General features: G+C 71.0%; 19 protein-coding genes. 7 read left to right on the top strand and 12 right to left on the bottom strand.

Annotated features, from left to right (window positions below):
• Positions 1–71 precede the first annotated feature (71 nt).
• Positions 72–1,523: a DHA2 family efflux MFS transporter permease subunit gene (locus EDF53_RS09630; RefSeq protein WP_123293351.1), complete on the top strand. Its 1,452-nt coding sequence runs from the start codon at positions 72–74 to the stop codon at positions 1,521–1,523.
• A 66-nt stretch (positions 1,524–1,589) separates the two neighbouring features.
• Here EDF53_RS09630 and EDF53_RS09625 read toward each other — a convergent pair whose 3' ends face one another.
• The 7 genes from EDF53_RS09625 to EDF53_RS09595 all read right to left on the bottom strand — a co-directional run bounded on the left by EDF53_RS09625 (position 1,590) and on the right by EDF53_RS09595 (position 8,260).
• Positions 1,590–2,366 carry an amino acid ABC transporter ATP-binding protein gene (locus tag EDF53_RS09625; RefSeq protein WP_123293350.1) on the bottom strand — a complete coding sequence of 259 codons (777 nt, stop codon included), beginning with the start codon at positions 2,364–2,366 and terminating at the stop codon, positions 1,590–1,592.
• Positions 2,363–3,241, bottom strand: a complete 879-nt coding sequence (locus tag EDF53_RS09620) for an amino acid ABC transporter permease (protein ID WP_123293349.1) — start codon at positions 3,239–3,241, stop codon at positions 2,363–2,365. Before EDF53_RS09620 ends, EDF53_RS09625 begins: the two co-directional genes overlap by 4 nt.
• A 4-nt stretch (positions 3,242–3,245) precedes the next feature.
• Positions 3,246–4,067: an ABC transporter substrate-binding protein gene (locus EDF53_RS09615; protein ID WP_123293348.1), complete on the bottom strand. Its 822-nt coding sequence runs from the start codon at positions 4,065–4,067 to the stop codon at positions 3,246–3,248.
• A gap of 244 nt (positions 4,068–4,311) precedes the next feature.
• Positions 4,312–4,620, bottom strand: a complete 309-nt coding sequence (locus EDF53_RS09610) for a DUF3800 domain-containing protein (RefSeq protein ID WP_185020994.1) — start codon at positions 4,618–4,620, stop codon at positions 4,312–4,314.
• A gap of 24 nt (positions 4,621–4,644) precedes the next feature.
• A complete protein-coding gene (locus tag EDF53_RS09605; RefSeq protein ID WP_260215317.1) occupies positions 4,645–5,142 on the bottom strand; it encodes a cupin domain-containing protein in 498 nt (165 codons plus the stop codon).
• Positions 5,139–6,575, bottom strand: a complete 1,437-nt coding sequence (locus EDF53_RS09600) for an amidohydrolase family protein (RefSeq protein WP_260215315.1) — start codon at positions 6,573–6,575, stop codon at positions 5,139–5,141. The genes EDF53_RS09605 and EDF53_RS09600 overlap by 4 nt, the downstream gene beginning before the upstream one ends.
• The gene (locus tag EDF53_RS09595) at positions 6,572–8,260 is read right to left on the bottom strand and encodes an adenosylhomocysteinase (protein ID WP_185020993.1); all 1,689 of its coding nucleotides are present in this window, start codon (positions 8,258–8,260) and stop codon (positions 6,572–6,574) included. Before EDF53_RS09595 ends, EDF53_RS09600 begins: the two co-directional genes overlap by 4 nt.
• A 49-nt stretch (positions 8,261–8,309) precedes the next feature.
• Between EDF53_RS09595 and EDF53_RS09590 the strand changes: the two genes are divergently transcribed.
• The 6 genes from EDF53_RS09590 to EDF53_RS09565 all read left to right on the top strand — a co-directional run bounded on the left by EDF53_RS09590 (position 8,310) and on the right by EDF53_RS09565 (position 12,396).
• Entirely contained in the window at positions 8,310–8,585 is a 276-nt protein-coding gene (locus EDF53_RS09590) for a glutaredoxin family protein (protein ID WP_123293345.1), read from the top strand.
• Between the two features lie 123 nt (positions 8,586–8,708).
• Positions 8,709–9,548 (top strand): amidohydrolase, encoded by an 840-nt coding sequence (locus tag EDF53_RS09585; RefSeq protein WP_123293344.1) that lies wholly within the window; start codon positions 8,709–8,711, stop codon positions 9,546–9,548.
• Positions 9,549–9,590: 42 nt separating this feature from the next.
• Positions 9,591–10,460 (top strand): fumarylacetoacetate hydrolase family protein, encoded by an 870-nt coding sequence (locus tag EDF53_RS09580; protein WP_123293343.1) that lies wholly within the window; start codon positions 9,591–9,593, stop codon positions 10,458–10,460.
• The gene (locus EDF53_RS09575) at positions 10,460–11,245 is read left to right on the top strand and encodes an SDR family NAD(P)-dependent oxidoreductase (protein WP_123293342.1); all 786 of its coding nucleotides are present in this window, start codon (positions 10,460–10,462) and stop codon (positions 11,243–11,245) included. The genes EDF53_RS09580 and EDF53_RS09575 overlap by 1 nt, the downstream gene beginning before the upstream one ends.
• An 87-nt stretch (positions 11,246–11,332) precedes the next feature.
• Entirely contained in the window at positions 11,333–12,010 is a 678-nt protein-coding gene (locus EDF53_RS09570; protein ID WP_111086323.1) for a FadR/GntR family transcriptional regulator, read from the top strand.
• Between the two features lie 101 nt (positions 12,011–12,111).
• On the top strand, positions 12,112–12,396 hold the full coding sequence (locus EDF53_RS09565; RefSeq protein WP_123293341.1) for a GlsB/YeaQ/YmgE family stress response membrane protein: 285 nt from the start codon (positions 12,112–12,114) through the stop codon (positions 12,394–12,396).
• A gap of 91 nt (positions 12,397–12,487) precedes the next feature.
• On the opposite strand, the gene EDF53_RS09560 is transcribed toward EDF53_RS09565, so the two are convergent.
• Genes EDF53_RS09560 through EDF53_RS09540 form a run of 5 tightly spaced genes read right to left on the bottom strand, consistent with a single transcriptional unit; the run spans position 12,488 to position 17,002 of the window.
• On the bottom strand, positions 12,488–13,438 hold the full coding sequence (locus EDF53_RS09560) for an aldo/keto reductase (RefSeq protein ID WP_123293340.1): 951 nt from the start codon (positions 13,436–13,438) through the stop codon (positions 12,488–12,490).
• Positions 13,435–13,755: an L-rhamnose mutarotase gene (locus tag EDF53_RS09555; RefSeq protein ID WP_123293339.1), complete on the bottom strand. Its 321-nt coding sequence runs from the start codon at positions 13,753–13,755 to the stop codon at positions 13,435–13,437. The genes EDF53_RS09560 and EDF53_RS09555 overlap by 4 nt, the downstream gene beginning before the upstream one ends.
• Positions 13,755–15,080, bottom strand: coding sequence for an alpha-L-fucosidase (locus EDF53_RS09550; protein WP_123293338.1), 1,326 nt, complete (start codon positions 15,078–15,080; stop codon positions 13,755–13,757). Before EDF53_RS09550 ends, EDF53_RS09555 begins: the two co-directional genes overlap by 1 nt.
• Before the next feature lie 34 nt (positions 15,081–15,114).
• On the bottom strand, positions 15,115–16,032 hold the full coding sequence (locus EDF53_RS09545; RefSeq protein WP_123293337.1) for a carbohydrate ABC transporter permease: 918 nt from the start codon (positions 16,030–16,032) through the stop codon (positions 15,115–15,117).
• On the bottom strand, positions 16,025–17,002 hold the full coding sequence (locus EDF53_RS09540; protein ID WP_123293336.1) for a carbohydrate ABC transporter permease: 978 nt from the start codon (positions 17,000–17,002) through the stop codon (positions 16,025–16,027). Before EDF53_RS09540 ends, EDF53_RS09545 begins: the two co-directional genes overlap by 8 nt.
• Positions 17,003–17,071 lie beyond the last annotated feature (69 nt).

Raw genomic sequence — 17,071 nt, 5'->3', positions numbered from 1 at the left:
ACATGTTATCAGTCGATTACTACAGTCCGTCGAGACAAGTAATCATCGGATTACCAACGACTGGAGACACCATGTCCCGACGCATCCCCGTGTGGCTCGCGATCGCCGCCGCGTCCCTCCCGATGTTCATGGCGACGCTCGACAACCTCGTCGTCACCAGCGCACTCCCCGCCGTGCACGCCGACCTCGGCGCCTCGGTCGAGGAGCTGCAGTGGATCACCAACGCCTACACGCTCGCCTTCGCCGCCCTGATGCTGCTGGCCGTCGGCCTCGGCGACCGCATCGGCCGCCGCCACCTGTTCATCGCCGGCATCGGCGTCTTCACCCTCTCGTCGGCCTTCGCCGCGATGAGCACCGACCCGACCGCCCTCATCGTCTGGCGCGCGGTGGAGGGGGCCGGCGCCGCGGCGATCATGCCCCTGTCGCTGACGCTGCTCGTCGGCAGCGTCCCGGACCGCCTGCGGACCGTGGGCATCGGCGTCTGGGGCGGCATCTCCGGCCTCGGCGTCGCGCTCGGCCCGCTCATCGGCGGAGCCGTCGTCGAGAGCTGGAGCTGGGAGGCGATCTTCTGGCTCAACGTCCCCGTCGGCGTGATCGCGATCCCGCTCGCCCTGTTCGCCCTGCCGAACACCCGTGGCGCCCGGGTCCGGACCGACGTCCTCGGCGTCGTGTTCGCGGGTCTCGGGGTGCTCGGCGTCGTGTTCGGCATCGTCCGCGGCAACGACGCGGGCTGGACGAGCACCGAGGTGCTGGTCGGCCTCATCGGTGGCGGCGCACTGCTCGTCGCGTTCGTCGTCCGCCAGGCCACGACGGCCGCACCGCTCCTGCCGCTCCGGTTCTTCCGCGACCGCAGCTTCACCCTCGCCAACCTCGTCGCCATGACCTTCTCGTTCGGCGCGTTCGGGTCGGTCTTCATCCTGATCCAGTTCCTGCAGGTGGTGCAGGGCCGGTCACCGCTCGAGGCCGGCGTCTGGACGATGCCGTGGACGCTCGCACCGATGGTCGTCGCGCCGCTCGCCGGGATCATCGCACCACGGGTCGGCACCCGGGTGCTCATCGCCGGCGGCATGGCGTTCCTGTCCGCCGGACTGTTCTGGATCGCCGCCACGATGTCCGCCGACGTCACCTTCACCGGCCTCCTGCCCGGCTTCCTGCTCGCCGGCATCGGCATGGGCGCCGTGTTCGGGCCGATCTCGACCGCCGTGCTCGCGCGGATGCCGCAGGACGACCACGCGAAGGCCTCCGGCGCGAACTCCACCCTGCGCGAGATCGGCGTCGCACTCGGCATCGCGGTGCTCACCGCCGTGTTCACCGGTGCCGGCGGCCAGCTCACGCCCACCGGTTACGTCGACGCGGCACAGCCCGCCGTGTTGGTCGGAGCGGCCGTCGTCGCGGCTTCGGCACTCGTCGCCGTGTTCCTGCCGGCAGGTCGCGGATCCCACGTCCCCGAGGTGGTCGCCGATGACGACCTGGGCCCACGCCGCCGGTTCCGGGTCGACGCGCCAGCGGCGAGCCGGCCGTGACGGTGGGGAGAGGCCCGGCCCACGCCCGCCGTCCCGGCTCCCGTCGCGTAGTCGCCCGGTCTGGTCCTAGGCGTGGACGCGGGAGAGGAACTCGACCAGCGCCGGGTGCTGCGGGGCGTCGAGGACCTGGGCGGGAACGCCCTGCTCGACGACCTCTCCCCGGTGCAGGAACACGATCCGGTCGGCCACGTTCCGCGCGAAGTGCATCTCGTGCGTGGTCATCAGGATCGTCGACCCCTGCCGCTTCAGCTCGGTGACCAGGTCGAGCACCTCGCCGACGAGCTGGGGGTCGAGGGCGCTCGTGACCTCGTCGAGCAGCAGGAGCTCGGGGTCGGACGCGATCGCCCGGACGATGGCCACACGCTGCTGCTGGCCGCCGGAGAGCCGGTCCGGGTAGGCGTCGGCGAACTCCGCGAGCCCGATCCGTTCGAGCAGCCGACGCGCGGTCGCCTCGGCCTCGGCCCGGCCGACGCCGTGCACCTGCCGCGAGGCGAGCGTCACGTTGTCGAGCACGCGCATGTGCGGGAACAGGTTGAACTGCTGGAAGACCACGCCGATCCGCGCCCGGACGCCGTCGACCGCGACGCGGGGATCGGCGATGTCGGTGCCCTGCAGCAGGATCTCGCCGTCGTCGATGCCCTCGAGCAGGTTCACCGTCTTGAGCAGGGTCGACTTGCCCGAGCCGGACGCCCCGATGACGCAGATGACCTCGTGGCGGTGCAGCGTCAGGTCGATGCCGCGCAGGACCTCCTGCTCGCCGAAGGCCTTGCGCAACCCGCGCAGCTCGAGGACCGCAGCGTCCGCACCCGACGCACCACGGGCCTCCTGGCCGACCTCGCTCATACGGTCCCTCCGATCTGCTCGCGCCGCTGCTGGCGGCGCGCGATCGCGTCCGTGACGCGGATCAGCGGCAGGCTGATCACCACGAACAGCAGCCCCGCGACGAAGTACGGCGTGAAGTTGTAGGTCTCCGCCTGCGCGATCTGCGCCGACCGGACCGCGTCGACCGCGCCGAGGATCGACACCAGGCCGACGTCCTTCTGCATCGAGACGAAGTCGTTCATCAGTGCCGGCGTGACCTTGCGGATCGCCTGCGGCAGCACCACGAGCCGCAGCGTCTTGGCGTGCGAGAGCCCGAGCGACCGCGCGGCCAGACGTTGCGAGGGGTGCACTGCCTCCATGCCGGCACGCAGGACCTCGGCGATGTACGACGAGTACGTCAGGACGATCGCGATCGTGCCCCAGACCTCGGCGGGCAACCGCGGGAACACCCCGAGGCCCGGGATCCCGTAGCCGACCAGGTACAGCACGATGATGAGCGGCAGGCCGCGGAACAGGTCCGTGTACCCGGTCGCGAGCATCCGCAGCGGGAAGAAGACCGGGTTCCGCAGCCCCCGCACCACTGCGAGCAGGGTGCCGAACACGGCGACGCCGATGGCGCTGAAGAACAGGATCCGGACGTTCAGCCAGAGGCCCAGCAGGATGTCCGGGAACGTGTCGATCGCGGTCTGCGGGTCGAAGAACGACTGCTGGACCGCTGCCCAGCCGGGGGTGTTCACGACGCCGAAGTAGGCGATCGCGATCACCACGAGCGTCGACACCACCGACACCACGATCGACCGGCGTCCGCGCTGCCGGCGGTAGAGCCGCCGCTCGGCCTCGACCTGGCTCGGCGCGGCTGCGGCGACCGGGGTACCGGCGCCTGCTGGCACGGTCATGCGGTTACTTCAGGACCGGGGTGTTGGTCTCCGAGGAGAGCCACTTGGTCTGCAGGTCCTCGAGCGTGCCGTCGTCCGTCAGCGACTTGAGCGCCTTGTCGACCTTGCTCGTGAGCTCCGAGCCCTTCGGCAGGACGAAGCCGAACTGGTCGCCCTTGCCGTCGGACGGGAACTGCGCCGACACCGTGCCGTCGTCGAGCTGCGCTGCGGCCATGTAGAACGCCGTCGGCAGATCGGTGACGATCGCGTCGATCTGGCCCGACTTCAGTGCGAGGACGGCGTCGTCGTTCGAGTTGAAGACCTGCGGGGTGATCCCCAGCACGCTCTTCACGCTGGCGATCGACGTGGACCCGGTGGCGACGCCGATCGCGTCCTTCTTGAGCGCGGCGATGCTCGTGTCGTCGACGGCCTTCGAGGTGCTGGTCGTCACCACGGCCTGCGTGGTCGTGTAGTACGCGCTCGACATGTCGACGGCCTTCTTGCGCTTGGCGTCGATCGAGAACTGCTGGACGTTGAGGTCCCAGTCCTTCGGGCCCGGTGCGATCGCGCTGTCGAAGGTGCTGCGCTTCCACACGACGTCGGACTTGGCGTAGCCCATCTCCTTCGCGACCGCGTACGCGACGGCGGACTCGAAGCCCTTGCCGGACTCCGGCTTGTTGTCCTCGATCCACGGCGAGTACGCCGGCTCACCGGTGGCGACCGTCAGCTTGCCGTCCGTGACGGTGCCGTCTTCGTTGCTGCCGCTGCCGGCGGCGCACGACGTCAGGGCGAGGGCGGCGACCGCGGCTGTTGCGACGGCGAGGGTGAGGCGGAGGGATCGGGTCACGGTCGGGCCTTCGTGGGAGGGGGGTGGGGGCAGGTCGAAGTGTACTTCGCGGTGGGATACCAACGCGACTCCGGGCGCTCCTCGTGACCCGGTCTCGTGTCACACACCAGTCGACGGGTCGACGTCTGGCTGGTAATCTGGCGACGCGGGCTGAACCGAGCGCATGCTCGGCTGAGGTCTGAGATCAAGGGGCGTCCCAGCACGGGGCGCCCCCTTTCTGTTCTCGGAACGCTCCCGAACGCGATCACGGCCAGACGACGATGGCGTCGCGCCGAGCGTTCGTCACCTCGGTGCGCCAGACGGGCCGCAGCTCGTCCCACATCGTCTCGTCGCAGACGCTGCCGCTCTTCGGGCCAGGCGACTGGAACCGCCGGAACCCCGCGTACGCGACCAGGTCGGCCGCCTGGACGAAGTAGGACGACGCCGAGTCACGAGGGACCGGATCCTCGACGAGCAGCGGCGCGCTGACACGAGAACCCCCTGGTGCGAAGCTGTGCCGCCGGAAGCGCCGGTGGATCGCGCGGACCGTCGCGTCGTCGCCCGCGTCGTGCACGAGGATGATCGGCTTGCCGGTACGTCAGTCGGCCATCGTGAAGTCCTCGAACGAGAAGCCCGGCGAAACCAGGCAGCTCAGCAGCACCTCGCCGTCGTTCGGGATCGTCCGCTGCCACACGCCACCACGCACGAACGCCTGTGCGTCGTTCACCCGGTCGCGACCGGCGTCGGGCCCGAGGGTGATCCGCGCACCGGGCTCGGGAGCATCGCCGGAGCCGCCGAGTTCGAGCTCGACGGTGTCCGGACCGTGCCACATCCAGATCTCGTCGCTCGTCACCCGGTGCCAGGCCGAGGCCTCGCCCGGGGGCAGCAGGAAGTGGATCAGGGTCGCGGCGGGGCGGTCCCCCGCGGGCGTCGTCACCGTGGCCGGCGAGGTCCAGGTGCGGACGTACCAACCGCCCTCGGGGTGCGGCTCCATACCGAGGGCGATGGCACGCTTCGGCACGTCGAGCCACTCGATCAGTTCGCCGTCGACGGTGCGACGGGCGGCCATGCCGGGGCGGGGTGCGGTGTCGGTCATGATTCCTCCACAGGGATGACAGGGCGAGCGGGGCGGTCGGGCGACGACGTGGGCACGCCGGTCAGTGCTCCGTCGACGGCGCGGACGACCCCGCGGATGACGGTGGCGGACGCACGCCCGGCACCGTCCTCGACGAGCTCGGCGAGTGCGTCGGGCACGGTCCGGGCGTCGACGTCGAAGACGGCCAGGTCGGCGCGGGCGCCCACGGCGAGGTGGCCGATGCGGTCCGGGCCGACGGCGAGCCCCATGGCGTGCGCACCACCGAGGGTCGCCGCCGACAGGAGCCGCTCGTGCAGGTCGCGGTGGCCGTAGCCCTGGGCGCGGGCGATCCGGTGCAACGCCGTGACGTCCGCCATCAGGTCGAGGGACGGTGCCGACGACAGCGAGTCGGTGCCGATGGCGATCGGGCTGCCCTCGCGCAGGTAGTCGGCGACGGGAGGCGGGTCGAGGCCGATGACGGCGTTCGACCGCGGGCACAGTGCGACTGCGGTGCCGCGAGCGCGCAGGAGCGCCCGGTCGACAGCGGTCATGTAGACGCCGTGCGCGATGTGGCAGTCCGGGCCGAGCACCCCGAGCCGGTCGACGAACGCGGTGGCGCTCGCCCCGAACCCGAGTGCCCGGAGCGCCCGGAACGAGGGCACGTTCGCCAGGTGCCAGTCGTTGCCGTGGCCGACGCCGTCGACGCCGTCGAGTCCGGGGACCGGTCCGAGGGCGATGCGCTCACCTTCGAAGGCGGCCTCGCCGAGGTGCAGGTGCAGGCGGAGACCACGCTGCCGGACGATGTCGGGGAGTTCGAGGAGGGGCGCGACCTCGAGCGAGTACGGCGCATGCGGCGAGAGGCCAGCGCCGGGGGTGGTCGGGATCCGGGCGAGTTCGTCGAGCACCTGGTCGCGGCCGTGCGACTGCCAGGCATCGTTCTCCCAGTCCATCACCTCCCAGTAGGCGATGCCGCCGAGCCCGGCGTCCTCGAGCGCGGTGGAGGCCTCGATGTCGGTGACGATGTCCGCGATGCTCGTCACGCCCGCGCGGATCGAGGCTGCGGCGCCAGCGGCTGCTTCGGCCCGCCAGTCGTGCGGTTCGGCGTAGTCCTGGTTGAACGCGGACGCCCAGTCCTCGAAACCGTCGTACTGGCCTCGACCGACACTGGCCATGCCGGTGTATTGCAGGTGCGAGTGCGCGTTGACGAGGCCCGGCAGGAGGGCTCCGCGCCACTGTCGTTCGGTGAACGTCGCACCCGAGCCGGCGAGCTGGTCGACGACCCAGGACCGGTCGCCGACGTGCAGGATGCGGCCGTCCTGCACAGCGACGGCGCCGTCGGCGATCGGGGGCGCGGTCATCGGCACGACGACGCGCGCCGAGTGCACGACGACGGGGTGGTCGGCACGCGGGTGCGCGGCGATCGGGTGCACGTCGCTCGGGTGCGCGGCGCTCATGCCGGGTCTCCGAAACGACGCGTCCGGACGTCCGGCTCGCGGTCCGCCGGGTGTTCGGCGAGGTGGACGGGAGGAACGGGGCGCGCTCCGAACGCGGCGAGCGCCGTGCGGGCGGTCGCGTCGTCGACCGCGGGGTCGATGGGTACGACGGCGCGCTCCAGTTCGTCGCCGCGCTCCAGCAGCATGCGGACGGCCCCGAGCTGCGCGGCGAAGGACAGGTCCATGATCTCGATCGGGTTGCCCTCGGCCGCGGTGATGTTGATGCATCCGCCGCGGTCGAGCACGATCGGTCCGCTCTCGGCGCCCGGGAACACGAGGCGCTCGGCCTTCGGACCCACTGGCCGCAGTTCGGCTCCGGCGGCGCGGACCTCGGTGAGCGCGACCTCGTGGTCGACCCCGCCCGCGACGGCGACGACCGCACCGTCAGCGCACGAGCGCAGCACCCGCAGGTCGATCGTGTCGGCGACCCCGGTGGCACTCACCACGAGGTCGGCGTCCTGCACGGCCTCGGCGAGCGGCGCGACGGCGTGGCCGGCGAACAGCGCCTGCAGGGCGCGCACCGGATCCGTCTCGGCGACCGTCACCCGGAAACCGAGGGCGGTGAGCACCAGGGCGACCCCCTCGCCGACGTGCCCGAACCCGGCGACGACCGCCGCGCCTCCCGACCGCACTCGGTGCATGCCGGACGGGAGCCCGTCGACCAGGTCAAGCACCGCGAACACCGTCGACTGCCCGGTGCCGTACCGGTTGTCGAAGAACGTCTTGGTGCGGGCGTCGTTGACGGCGACCACGGGGATGCCGAGCTGGCCCCGCGATGCCATCACGCGCAGGGGCCGGAGGCCGCTCGTGGTCTCCTCCGCCGCACCGAGCATCGTCGGCAGCAGGTCCGGTCGTTCCTGGTGGGCGAGCCGGATGACGTGGGAGCCGTCGTCGAGCACGATGTGCGGCCGGGTGTCGAGCATCGCGAGGGCGAGTGCCTTCTGCTCCGCCAGCGTCGCGGTGCTGCTCGCGTGCACCGTCAGGCCCGCTGCTCGGAGGGACGCGGCCACGGCGTCGTCGGTCTCGTCGGCGTGCGCGTAGACGACGACCTCGGCACCGGCGTCGCGGAGGAGCAGGCTCAGCACCGCCGTCTTCGGCTCGAGGAACATCGCGACGCCGATGCGGGTGCCGCGGAGCAGTCCACCGTCGCGGAGTTCCGCGGCGACCGCGCGCGAGACGGGCATGGAGCGTCGTGCCCAGCGCAGGCGGTCGTCGGCGGCCGGGTCGTCCTCGGGGTCGCGGCCGGTGGAGACGAGGAAGACGTCGTCGGAGAGCATCGGGACGCCGAGCACGCCGGGGCGCGCGGTGACGACGGGGCCGAAGGCGTCCTCGTCGACCGCGGGCAGGTGCCGGCCGGCGTCGATCACGATGAGCGTAGCGCCGCGGGGGCGGTCCGCCTCGCGTTCGATGACGGGGGTTGAGTCCTCGGGGGAACCAAGGCACCAGAGCTGGTCGATCGGCTCGTGGTCCGCGGCCGGGCGTGCACCGAGGCCGGTAAGCAGGCCGTGCAGCGCCGACGCGTCGCGGGGGTCGCCACCGACGATGCGGAACCGACGGGCTGCGACGAGCAGGTTCGTGACCGCGGCGAAGCGTCGGACGGCCGCCGACGCCCAGGATCGCGTCTCGGGGTCGGGTCCTGGCGGCATGCCCCAATCGTAGGGAATGCGCGGGGCCCCGCCGACGTACTCTCTGGGCATGAGCGATGCATCCACGACCGAAGTGTTCGACAGGGTGACGATGTTCGGTGCGGACTGGTGCCGCGACTGCCGCCGGTCCAAGGCGCTGCTCGACACCCTCGGCGTCGACTACGAGTACGTCGATGTCGAGCAGGACCTGTCGGCGGCCGACCGTGCCGAGGCGATCAGCGGGCGGAAGAACATCCCCGTCGTGGTGCTGCCGAACGGCAAGCACTTCGTCGAGCCGTCCGACGCCGAGCTGCGCGCCGAGCTCGAGGCCTCCGGCGCCGTCTGAGCCGCGGACTTTCGCGCCCAGCGACACGTCACGCCGACAGGCGCACGTGACGTGTCGCTCAGCGCGAAAAGTCGCCGGCCGGGGCACCGGGCGGACATCGGATGAATCGGGCATCATGAGGGCGTGATCATCGACGCTCACCACCACCTCTGGGACCCCGCCGACCGGCCGTACCCCTGGATGGACAACTCCGTCGCCCCGATCCGCCGCCGGTTCGACGTGGACGACCTCCGCGCAGCGACGCAGGACACCGGCGTGACACGGACCATCGTGGTGCAGGCCGTGCACGATCCGGGTGAGACCGCCTGGCTCCTCGAGCAGCCCGCCCCCGTCGCGGGCGTCATCGGCTGGGTGGACCTGACCGCGCCGGACGTGGCAGACCGGATCGCCGCCGTCCGTGCGCTCCCGGGCGGCGATCGCCTGGTCGGCATCCGGCACCTGGCGCAGGACGAACCGGACGCGGACTGGCTCGGCCGCCCGGACGTCGCCCGCGGAGTGCGAGCCCTCGCCGGTGCCGGCCTGGTGTTCGACGTCCTCGTCCGAGCGCGGGAGCACGCCGCTGCGCTGGCCCTGGTCGACGCCGTCCCCGACGCATCGTTCGTGCTGGACCACGCCGGCAAACCATCGATCGACACGGGTGACCCGGCCTGGCCCGGACGGATGGCCGACTTCGCTGCACGCCCGAACGTCACGTGCAAGGTCTCCGGCCTGCTCACCGAGGCCGGACCGGACTGGCGCGACCGCCCGGTCGACCGGTACGTCCGCGAGGTCGTGGAACAGTTCGGCCCCGAGCGGTCGTTGTTCGGCTCGGACTGGCCGGTGTCGACCCTGGCGACCGAGTACGCGGCGGTCGTGCAGCGGACGACGGACGCACTCGCCGACCTGTCGACGACCGAGCACGACGCCGTCTTCGGCGGAACCGCGGAGCGCATCTACCTTGTCCCGAGGAGCACGCAGACATAGGATGTTTCTGGCTGCACTGGCGCAGCCGGAGAGCGAGGAACGATGCAGTTCGCACGACTCGGCCCGGCGGGGAGCGAGATCCCCGTGGCCATCGACACCGACGGCGAGGTCTTCGACCTCCGCTCGATCACCAGTGACATCAGCGGGTCCTTCCTGGCCTCGGACCCGGTCGGCCGCGTCGACCACGCCCGCAGCGCCGGCGACCTGACGATCATCGGCCGGGACCGGGCCGACGGCATGCGGCGCGGGGCACCGATCGCCCGCCCCGGCAAGGTCGTCTGCATCGGCCTGAACTACCGCGACCACGCCGCCGAGACCGGCGCCGACATCCCCACCGAACCGATCGTGTTCATGAAGGACCCGATGACGGTGATCGGCCCCGACGACGAGGTCCTGATCCCCCGGAACAGCACGAAGACCGACTGGGAGATCGAGCTCGCGATCGTCATCGGCCGCACGGCTCGGTACTGCGAGACCGATGCGGACGCCGAGGCCTCCATCGCCGGCTACGCGATCGCGAACGACGTGTCCGAGCGCGAGTTCCAACTCGAGCGCGGCGGGCAGTGGGACAAGGGGAAGTCCTGCGAGACCTTCAACCCGCTCGGACCGTGGCTCGTGACGCCCGGGTCGCTCACCGCCGCCGGCCTCGACCCCGCGGCACTCGCGCTCCGGCTGACCGTCAATGGCGAGGTCCGGCAGGACGGCACCACCGCCGACATGATCTTCCGTCCTGTGGAGATCGTCCGGTACCTGTCGCAGTTCATGGTGCTGTACCCCGGCGACGTCATCAGCACGGGGACCCCGGCCGGCGTCGCGCTGGCCGGACACGCGCCCTACCTGCAGCCCGGCGACGTCGTCGAGCTCACCGCCGACGGGCTCGGCTCGCAGCGCCAGACGGTCGGAGCAGCCTGATGGCGGACGCAACCGGCAGCGCCGGCGGCGCTCGCAGCGCTGCCAGCCACGACGGCGTCCGGGCCATCGTCACCGGGGGCGCGTCCGGCATCGGCGCGGCGATCGCCGCCGCCCTGCAGGACCGCGGTGCCACGGTCGCCGTGCTCGACCTCCAGCCGTCGACCGCCGAGGGGTTCCTCTCGGTCACGTGCGACGTCAGCGACGACGCCTCGGTCCGCGCCGCCGTCGCCACCGCCGTCGAGCAGCTCGGCGGCCTCGACGTCCTGGTCAACAACGCCGGCATCGGCGCCCAGGGCACGGTCGAGGACAACGACGACGACGAGTGGCGCCGCGTGTACGAGGTCAACGTCCTCGGCGCCGTCCGGCTGTCGCGCGCTGCGCTCCCCCACCTGCGGGCGTCGGGCAACGCGAGCATCGTGAACACCTGCTCGATCGCCGCCACCGCAGGGCTGCCCCAGCGGGCGCTCTACTCGGCGACCAAGGGTGCGATCGCCGCCCTGACCCGCGCGATGGCCGCCGATCACATCCGCGAGGGCGTCCGCGTCAACGCCGTCAACCCCGGTACGGCTGACACCCCGTGGGTCGCGCGGTTGCTGTCCACGGCGGGCGACCCGGCCGCCGAACGCGCTGCCCTCGAGGCCCGGCAGCCGCACGGTCGGCTCGTCCAGGCGGAGGAGGTCGCCGAGGCGGTCGCCTACCTGACGAGCCCGCTCGCCCGGTCCACGACGGGCGTCGACCTGGCCGTCGACGGCGGGATGCAGGCCCTCCGGCTGCGGCCCGCCTGATGGTCCGGCCGTGACGACCGGGAGGCCCGGCTATCGTCGACCTGTCGGCTCGCGTCCGCGAGCGGGCCGGGATCAGGAGGTGGTGACGTGGCGTCGCTGACCGACGATGCGATCGCACGCATCCAGCAGATGATCGTGAGCGGTGAGCTCCAACCCGGGCAGCGCCTCCCGCCCGAGAAGGAACTGAGCGAGTCGCTCGGCCTGTCGCGGAACAGCCTGCGCGAGGCGGTGAAGGCCCTCGAACTCATCCGCGTGCTCGACGTCCGCCGCGGCGACGGAACCTACGTGACGTCGCTCGAACCCGGTGTCCTGCTCGAGGCCGTGTCGTTCGTCGTCGACATGCACCACGACCGGTCCCTCGTCGACCTGCTCGAGGTCCGCCGCATCCTCGAGCCCGCGTCCGCCGTCCTGGCGACCGCGCGGGCCTCGGAGCAGCAGATCGACGAGCTCGCCACGCTGATGCAGTCCGTCGGTGAGGACACCGGCGTCGAGGACCTCGTCGCGCACGACCTGCTGTTCCACTCGACCATCGCGGGCATCGGCGGCAACCAGTACCTGTCCGGGCTGCTCGACGCGCTGTCGAGCAAGACCGTGCGGGTGCGGGTGTGGCGCGGCCTGACGCAGAACGGGTCCGTGCAGCGCACCCTCGACGAGCACGCCGCCATCGTGGACGCCATCCGACGCCGGGATCCGCAGCTCGTGCAGGCACTCGTGGTGTCGCACGTCGAGGGTGTCGAGCGCTGGCTGCGGCGTTCCCTCGACTGAAACCGAGAACGCGTGCAGCCGGGTGGGTGTTGTGTCGGTCGTCGGCCCTGAGCACGACATCCGTCGCGCTCGGACCGGCCGCAGAACACGGAGGAAACACCATGGGCGTCCTTGGCACCATCATCGGTCTTATCGTCGTCGGCCTGATCGCCGGCGCCATCGCCCGGCTCGTCGTCCCTGGCAAGCAGCACATCTCGATCCCCATGACCATCCTGCTGGGCATCATCGGCTCGTTCGTGGGCGGGTTCCTCGGGTTCCTGATCTTCCGCCACGACCTGATGGACGGCTTCTTCCAGCCGGCCGGCATCATCGGTTCGATCATCGGCGCCATCATCGTGCTGATCATCTACATCCGCTTCTCGGGTCGCAGCGCCAAGACCCGCTAGGCAGGTCTCGGCGGGCACGACTCGCTGCACAACCAAAGTCACCCCGAACCGCGCATCCGTGCGGTTCGGGGTGACTTTGGTTGTGCGGGGCTCAGGCGGTGAGCAGGCCGGCCGCGCGGAGGTCGTCCCACAGAGCCTCCGGCACCACGGCCGCCGCCCGCTCGACGTTCGAGCGCACCTGCTCGGCGCACTGCACGCCGAGGGCGATCGCGGCGACAGCAGCCGCACGCCGCGGGAACGCCAGCGCCGCCTCGGGCAGCGTGACCCCGTGCCGCTCGCAGACGTCGGCGATCGCGTTCGCCCGCGCGACGAGTGCCGCCGGTGCCGTGGCGTAGTCGTACGTCGCGGTGGCGTCCGGCCGGTCCTGCCCGAGCAGTCCCGAGTTGTAGACCCCGACCGCGACGACCGCGACACCGAGCGAGGCGCACCGTGCGACGAGCTCCGCAGCCGGCTGCTCCAGGAGCGTGTACCGGCCCGCGAGCATGACCACGTCGCACAGCCCGGTGGACACCGCGGCGTCGAGGGCCTCGACCGAGTTCGACCCGACGCCGACGGCCCGGACCACGCCTTCGTCCCGCAGCTCGGCGAGCGTCGGCAGCGCCTGCGTCAGGCCGTCCTCGAGCGAGTAGACGTCGGGGTCGTGCAGGTACGCGACGTCGACGTGGTCGAGCCCGAGCCGTCCGAGCGACTCGTCCAACGACCGCCGAACACCCGACGGCGACGGGTCCCACTGCCGCACGGTGTCGTTCGGCACCGCGAACCCGCCGGAGGCCAGGTCGTCCCCGTCACCACGCCCGGGGACGAGCAGCCGCCCGACCTTCGTCGACACCAGGAACGAGTCGCGCGGACGGTCGGCGAGCGCCGCCCCGAGCCGCCGCTCCGACAGCCCCAGGCCGTAGTGCGGCGCGGTGTCGAACCCGCGCACGCCGGCGTCCCACGCGGCGTCGACCGTGGCACGGGCGTCGTCGTCGGACACCGGCCGCAGCAGGTTGCCGATGCCGGCGCCGCCGAACCAGAACGGACCGCGGTCGAGATCGGTCATCCCTGTCCTTCCAGGGTCCAGACGAGCGGGATCCCGTCGTCGTTCCCCGAGTAGTCGTCGTCGGCTTCGAGCAGCGGGTTGATGGTCTCCTGCCACTCGGCGTTGACCGGGTCGTCCGCCAGTGAGCGTCGCATCGCCCGGTAGTCGGACACCTCGATGAGGTGGACCAGGTCCTGGCCGTCGCGCCAGATGCTCCAGTTCGACACCCCGGCTGCCCGGAGTCGGTCGACGAGCGCGGGCGGGACGGCGGCGTGCACGCGCTCGTACTCCGCCTCCGTCCCGCTGCGCAGTCGGGTCCTCGACAGGATGCGCTGCATCAGTCGCGCAGGAACAGCTCGACCACCGGCACGGCGACGTCGGGTCGCACGATCGGCAGCGTGAGCGTCAGCGTCCCCGCCGGCTGCCCGCCGAGCCCGGTGTTCTGCGCGCGGGTCCCGGGCGGGATCTCGCGGAAGTGCAGCTCCGACGCGTCGTTGAGCAGCTGGGCGTAGGCGACGCGTCCGGCCAGGTCGGGCAGGTGCACGTGCTCGAACGGCCACGCGAACAGGTGCAGGTACAGGCGGTTGCCGTTCTGCGTGTACACGGTGTTGCGCGGCGCGACGAACGACGACGGTCCGGCGCCGTAGACGGACCGGGCATGCTGGTGCATCCACGTCCCGATGCCGTCGAGGGTCTGGCGCGAGACCCCGTCGAACTCGCCACGGCCGGTGGGGCCGATGTTGAGCAGCATGTTCCCGTTGTTCGAGACGCCGTCGACGAGCATGCGGACGAGCAGGTCGACGGGCTTGAGGTTCACGTTGTCGCGGTCGTAGCCCCACGATCCGTTGAGCGTCTGGCAGGCCTCCCACGGCACCTGGGCGCCGTCGACCTCCATCGGCTTGTCCGGCTGGTACTGCTCCGGGGTGACGATGTCGCCCGGCAGGTCGAGCCGGTCGTTAACGATGATGCCGGGCTGGAGCCGTCTGGTCAGTTCGAGCAGCTCCGAGGATCCCCAGTCGTCGCGACCCTTGCCGCCCCAGATGTCCTCGTGGTCGTTGTCGCGGTACGAGAAGTCGTAGAACAGGTAGTCGACCTGCCCGTAGTCGGTGAGCAGCTCCTCGACCTGCCCGTGCAGGTACTCCCGGTAGCGCGACATGTCGCGGCCCCGGTTGAACGCCTCGATCTCCTCGGGCGAGTCGTCGCGCCTCGGGTGCACGCCGTCGACGGTGAAGTCCGGGTGGTGCCAGTCGATGAGCGAGTGGTAGAAGCCGACCCGCAGCCCCTCGGCCCGGACGGCGTCGACGAACTCGCGCACGATGTCGCGGCCGAACGGAGTGTTCGTGGACTTGTAGTCGGTGAGCTTGCTGTCCCAGAGGCAGAAGCCCTCGTGGTGCTTCGTGGTGAGCACGACGTACTTCATGCCGGCTTCGCGAGCACGGCGGGCCCAGTCGGCGGCGTCGAACAGGTCGGGGTCGAAGTGGTCGAAGTACTTCTGGTAGTCGGCGTCGGTGATCCGTTCGCGGTTCTTCACCCACTCGTGCCGTGCCGGCAGGGCGTACAGCCCCCAGTGGATGAACATGCCGAACCGGTCGTGGGTGAACCAGGCGGGCAGGCCGCTCGCGTCGGTCGCGGTCTGCGGCTCTGCAGGTGCGGTGATGGTCATGAGGCCAGTGTTCCTTTCAGAGGGGGGAGGGGTGTCACCGGCCGCCGAGGCCGCTGGTGACGATGCCCTTGACGAGGTGCTTCTGCAGCAGGACGAGCAGGATCACGGTGGGCAGCATCGAGATCACCGACGCCGCCATCACGAGGTTCCACTCGGAGCCCTGCTGGCCGAAGAACTGCTGCAGGCCGAGTGGGATGGTGCCCCGGGCCTCGACGTCGTTGACGATGACGAGGGGCCAGAGGAACGAGTTCCAGTACGAGATGAACGAGAACACCGCGAGGACGGCCATGGTCGGTCGGGCGAGCGGCATCATCACCGAGAAGAAGGTCCGGATCGCGCCAGCCCCGTCGACCCGGGCGGCGTCGTCGAGTTCCTGCGGCACGGTCAGGAAGAACTGCCGGACCAGGAACGCGCCGAGGGCCGTGAACGCCCACGGGATGATGAGTGCCCGGAACGTGTCGACCCAGCCGAAGCCCTGCATCATCACGTACATCGGGATGACGAGGACGTCCTGCGGGATCATCAGCGTGACGAGGAACAGCAGGAACACCGTGTTCCGGCCGCGCCAGCGCAACCGTGAGAACGCGTACCCGGAGAGCACGGCCACGGCGACGTTGATCGCCGTCCCGACCGCCGCGACGAACACGCCGTTGAGGATGAAGCGGGCGAACGGCAGGTAGGTGAACGCCTGCACGTAGTTGTCCCACTCGAGCGAGCGACCCCAGAGCGTCGGCGGGGTGGTGAACACCTGGTCGGCGGGCTTGAGGCTCGTCGCGACCATGTAGATGAGCGGCGAGACGAACAGGAGCGTGACGAGGCAGAGCAGGGCGTACCCGATCGCGTGCCGGACCCGCCCCGGCCGTGGCGCGGACTTCGTCCTGGCGACGGCACGGGGGTTGACCGTCCGGTTCGACGTGGTGGCACCGACGCGCCCGCGGACCGCTTCACTCATAGTGCACCCACCGCTTCTGCCCGAGGAACTGGACGGCCGTGATCCCGAGGATGATGACGAACAGCACCCAGGCGCCGGCCGAGGCCAGACCGAGCTGCTGGTTCTGGAAGCCGGTGTTGTAGATGTACTGCACGAGGGTCTCCGTCGCGGTGCCCGGCCCGCCCTTGGTGAGGACGAACGGCTGCACGAACACCTGGAACGAGGTGATCAGCGTCATCATCGTCGCGAAGAACACGGACGGCGAGATGAGCGGGAACTTGATGGCCCAGAAGGTCTGCCAGGCGTTCGCGCCGTCGAGCTGCGAGGCCTCGATCTGGTTCTCCGGCACGGCGTCGAGCGCCGCCGAGAAGATCAGCATGTTGTAGCCGAAGCCCTGCCAGACGCTCATCGCGACGATGGCGAGCATCGCCCAGTGCTCGTCGGCGAGGAAGTTCGGCGCGTGCACGCCCACGGTGGACTGCAGTGACGCGTCGATCGCTCCCCCGGGCTGGTACAGCATCCGCCACACCACGACGTTCGCGACGATCGGCGTGATGGTCGGGATGAAGAACAGGACGCGGAAGACGTGCCGGCCGGCGATCCGCGGCGTCAGCCAGGCGGCGAGCCCGAGCGACACGACGAGGTTGAGGGGCACGTAGAGCACCACGAACAGCGCCGTGTTGAGGGCGACGGTGCGGAAGACCGGGTCGGCGAAGAGCCGGGCGTAGTTCTCGATGCCGGCCCAGCTGCGCTCGCCGAGCATGGGCCAGTTCATGAAGCTGACGACGAGTGAGGCGACGATCGGGAACGCCGTGAAGACGACGAGTCCGATCGAGTGCGGTGCCGCGAACGCGGCACCCCACCAGGAGCGGCGCCCGAGTGCGCTCGTGTCCTCGCCGTCCTTCCGCCGCGGGGTGGCGGCTCCGACCGCGACCGCGGTCGCGACCGCGGGGACGGCCGCTTCGGCCGGTGGGTCCTGGATGGTGGTCATGCGACGACCTCCTCGTCGTTCGCGCGGTCCTGAACAGGGGATGGATCGGACGGGAGGCCCGTGGCGGGG

Source organism: Curtobacterium sp. PhB78 (assembly GCF_003751685.1).
Taxonomy (GTDB): domain Bacteria; phylum Actinomycetota; class Actinomycetes; order Actinomycetales; family Microbacteriaceae; genus Curtobacterium.
Note: the sequence above shows the minus strand (reverse complement) of the source record. Positions and strands in the feature narration are given on the sequence as shown.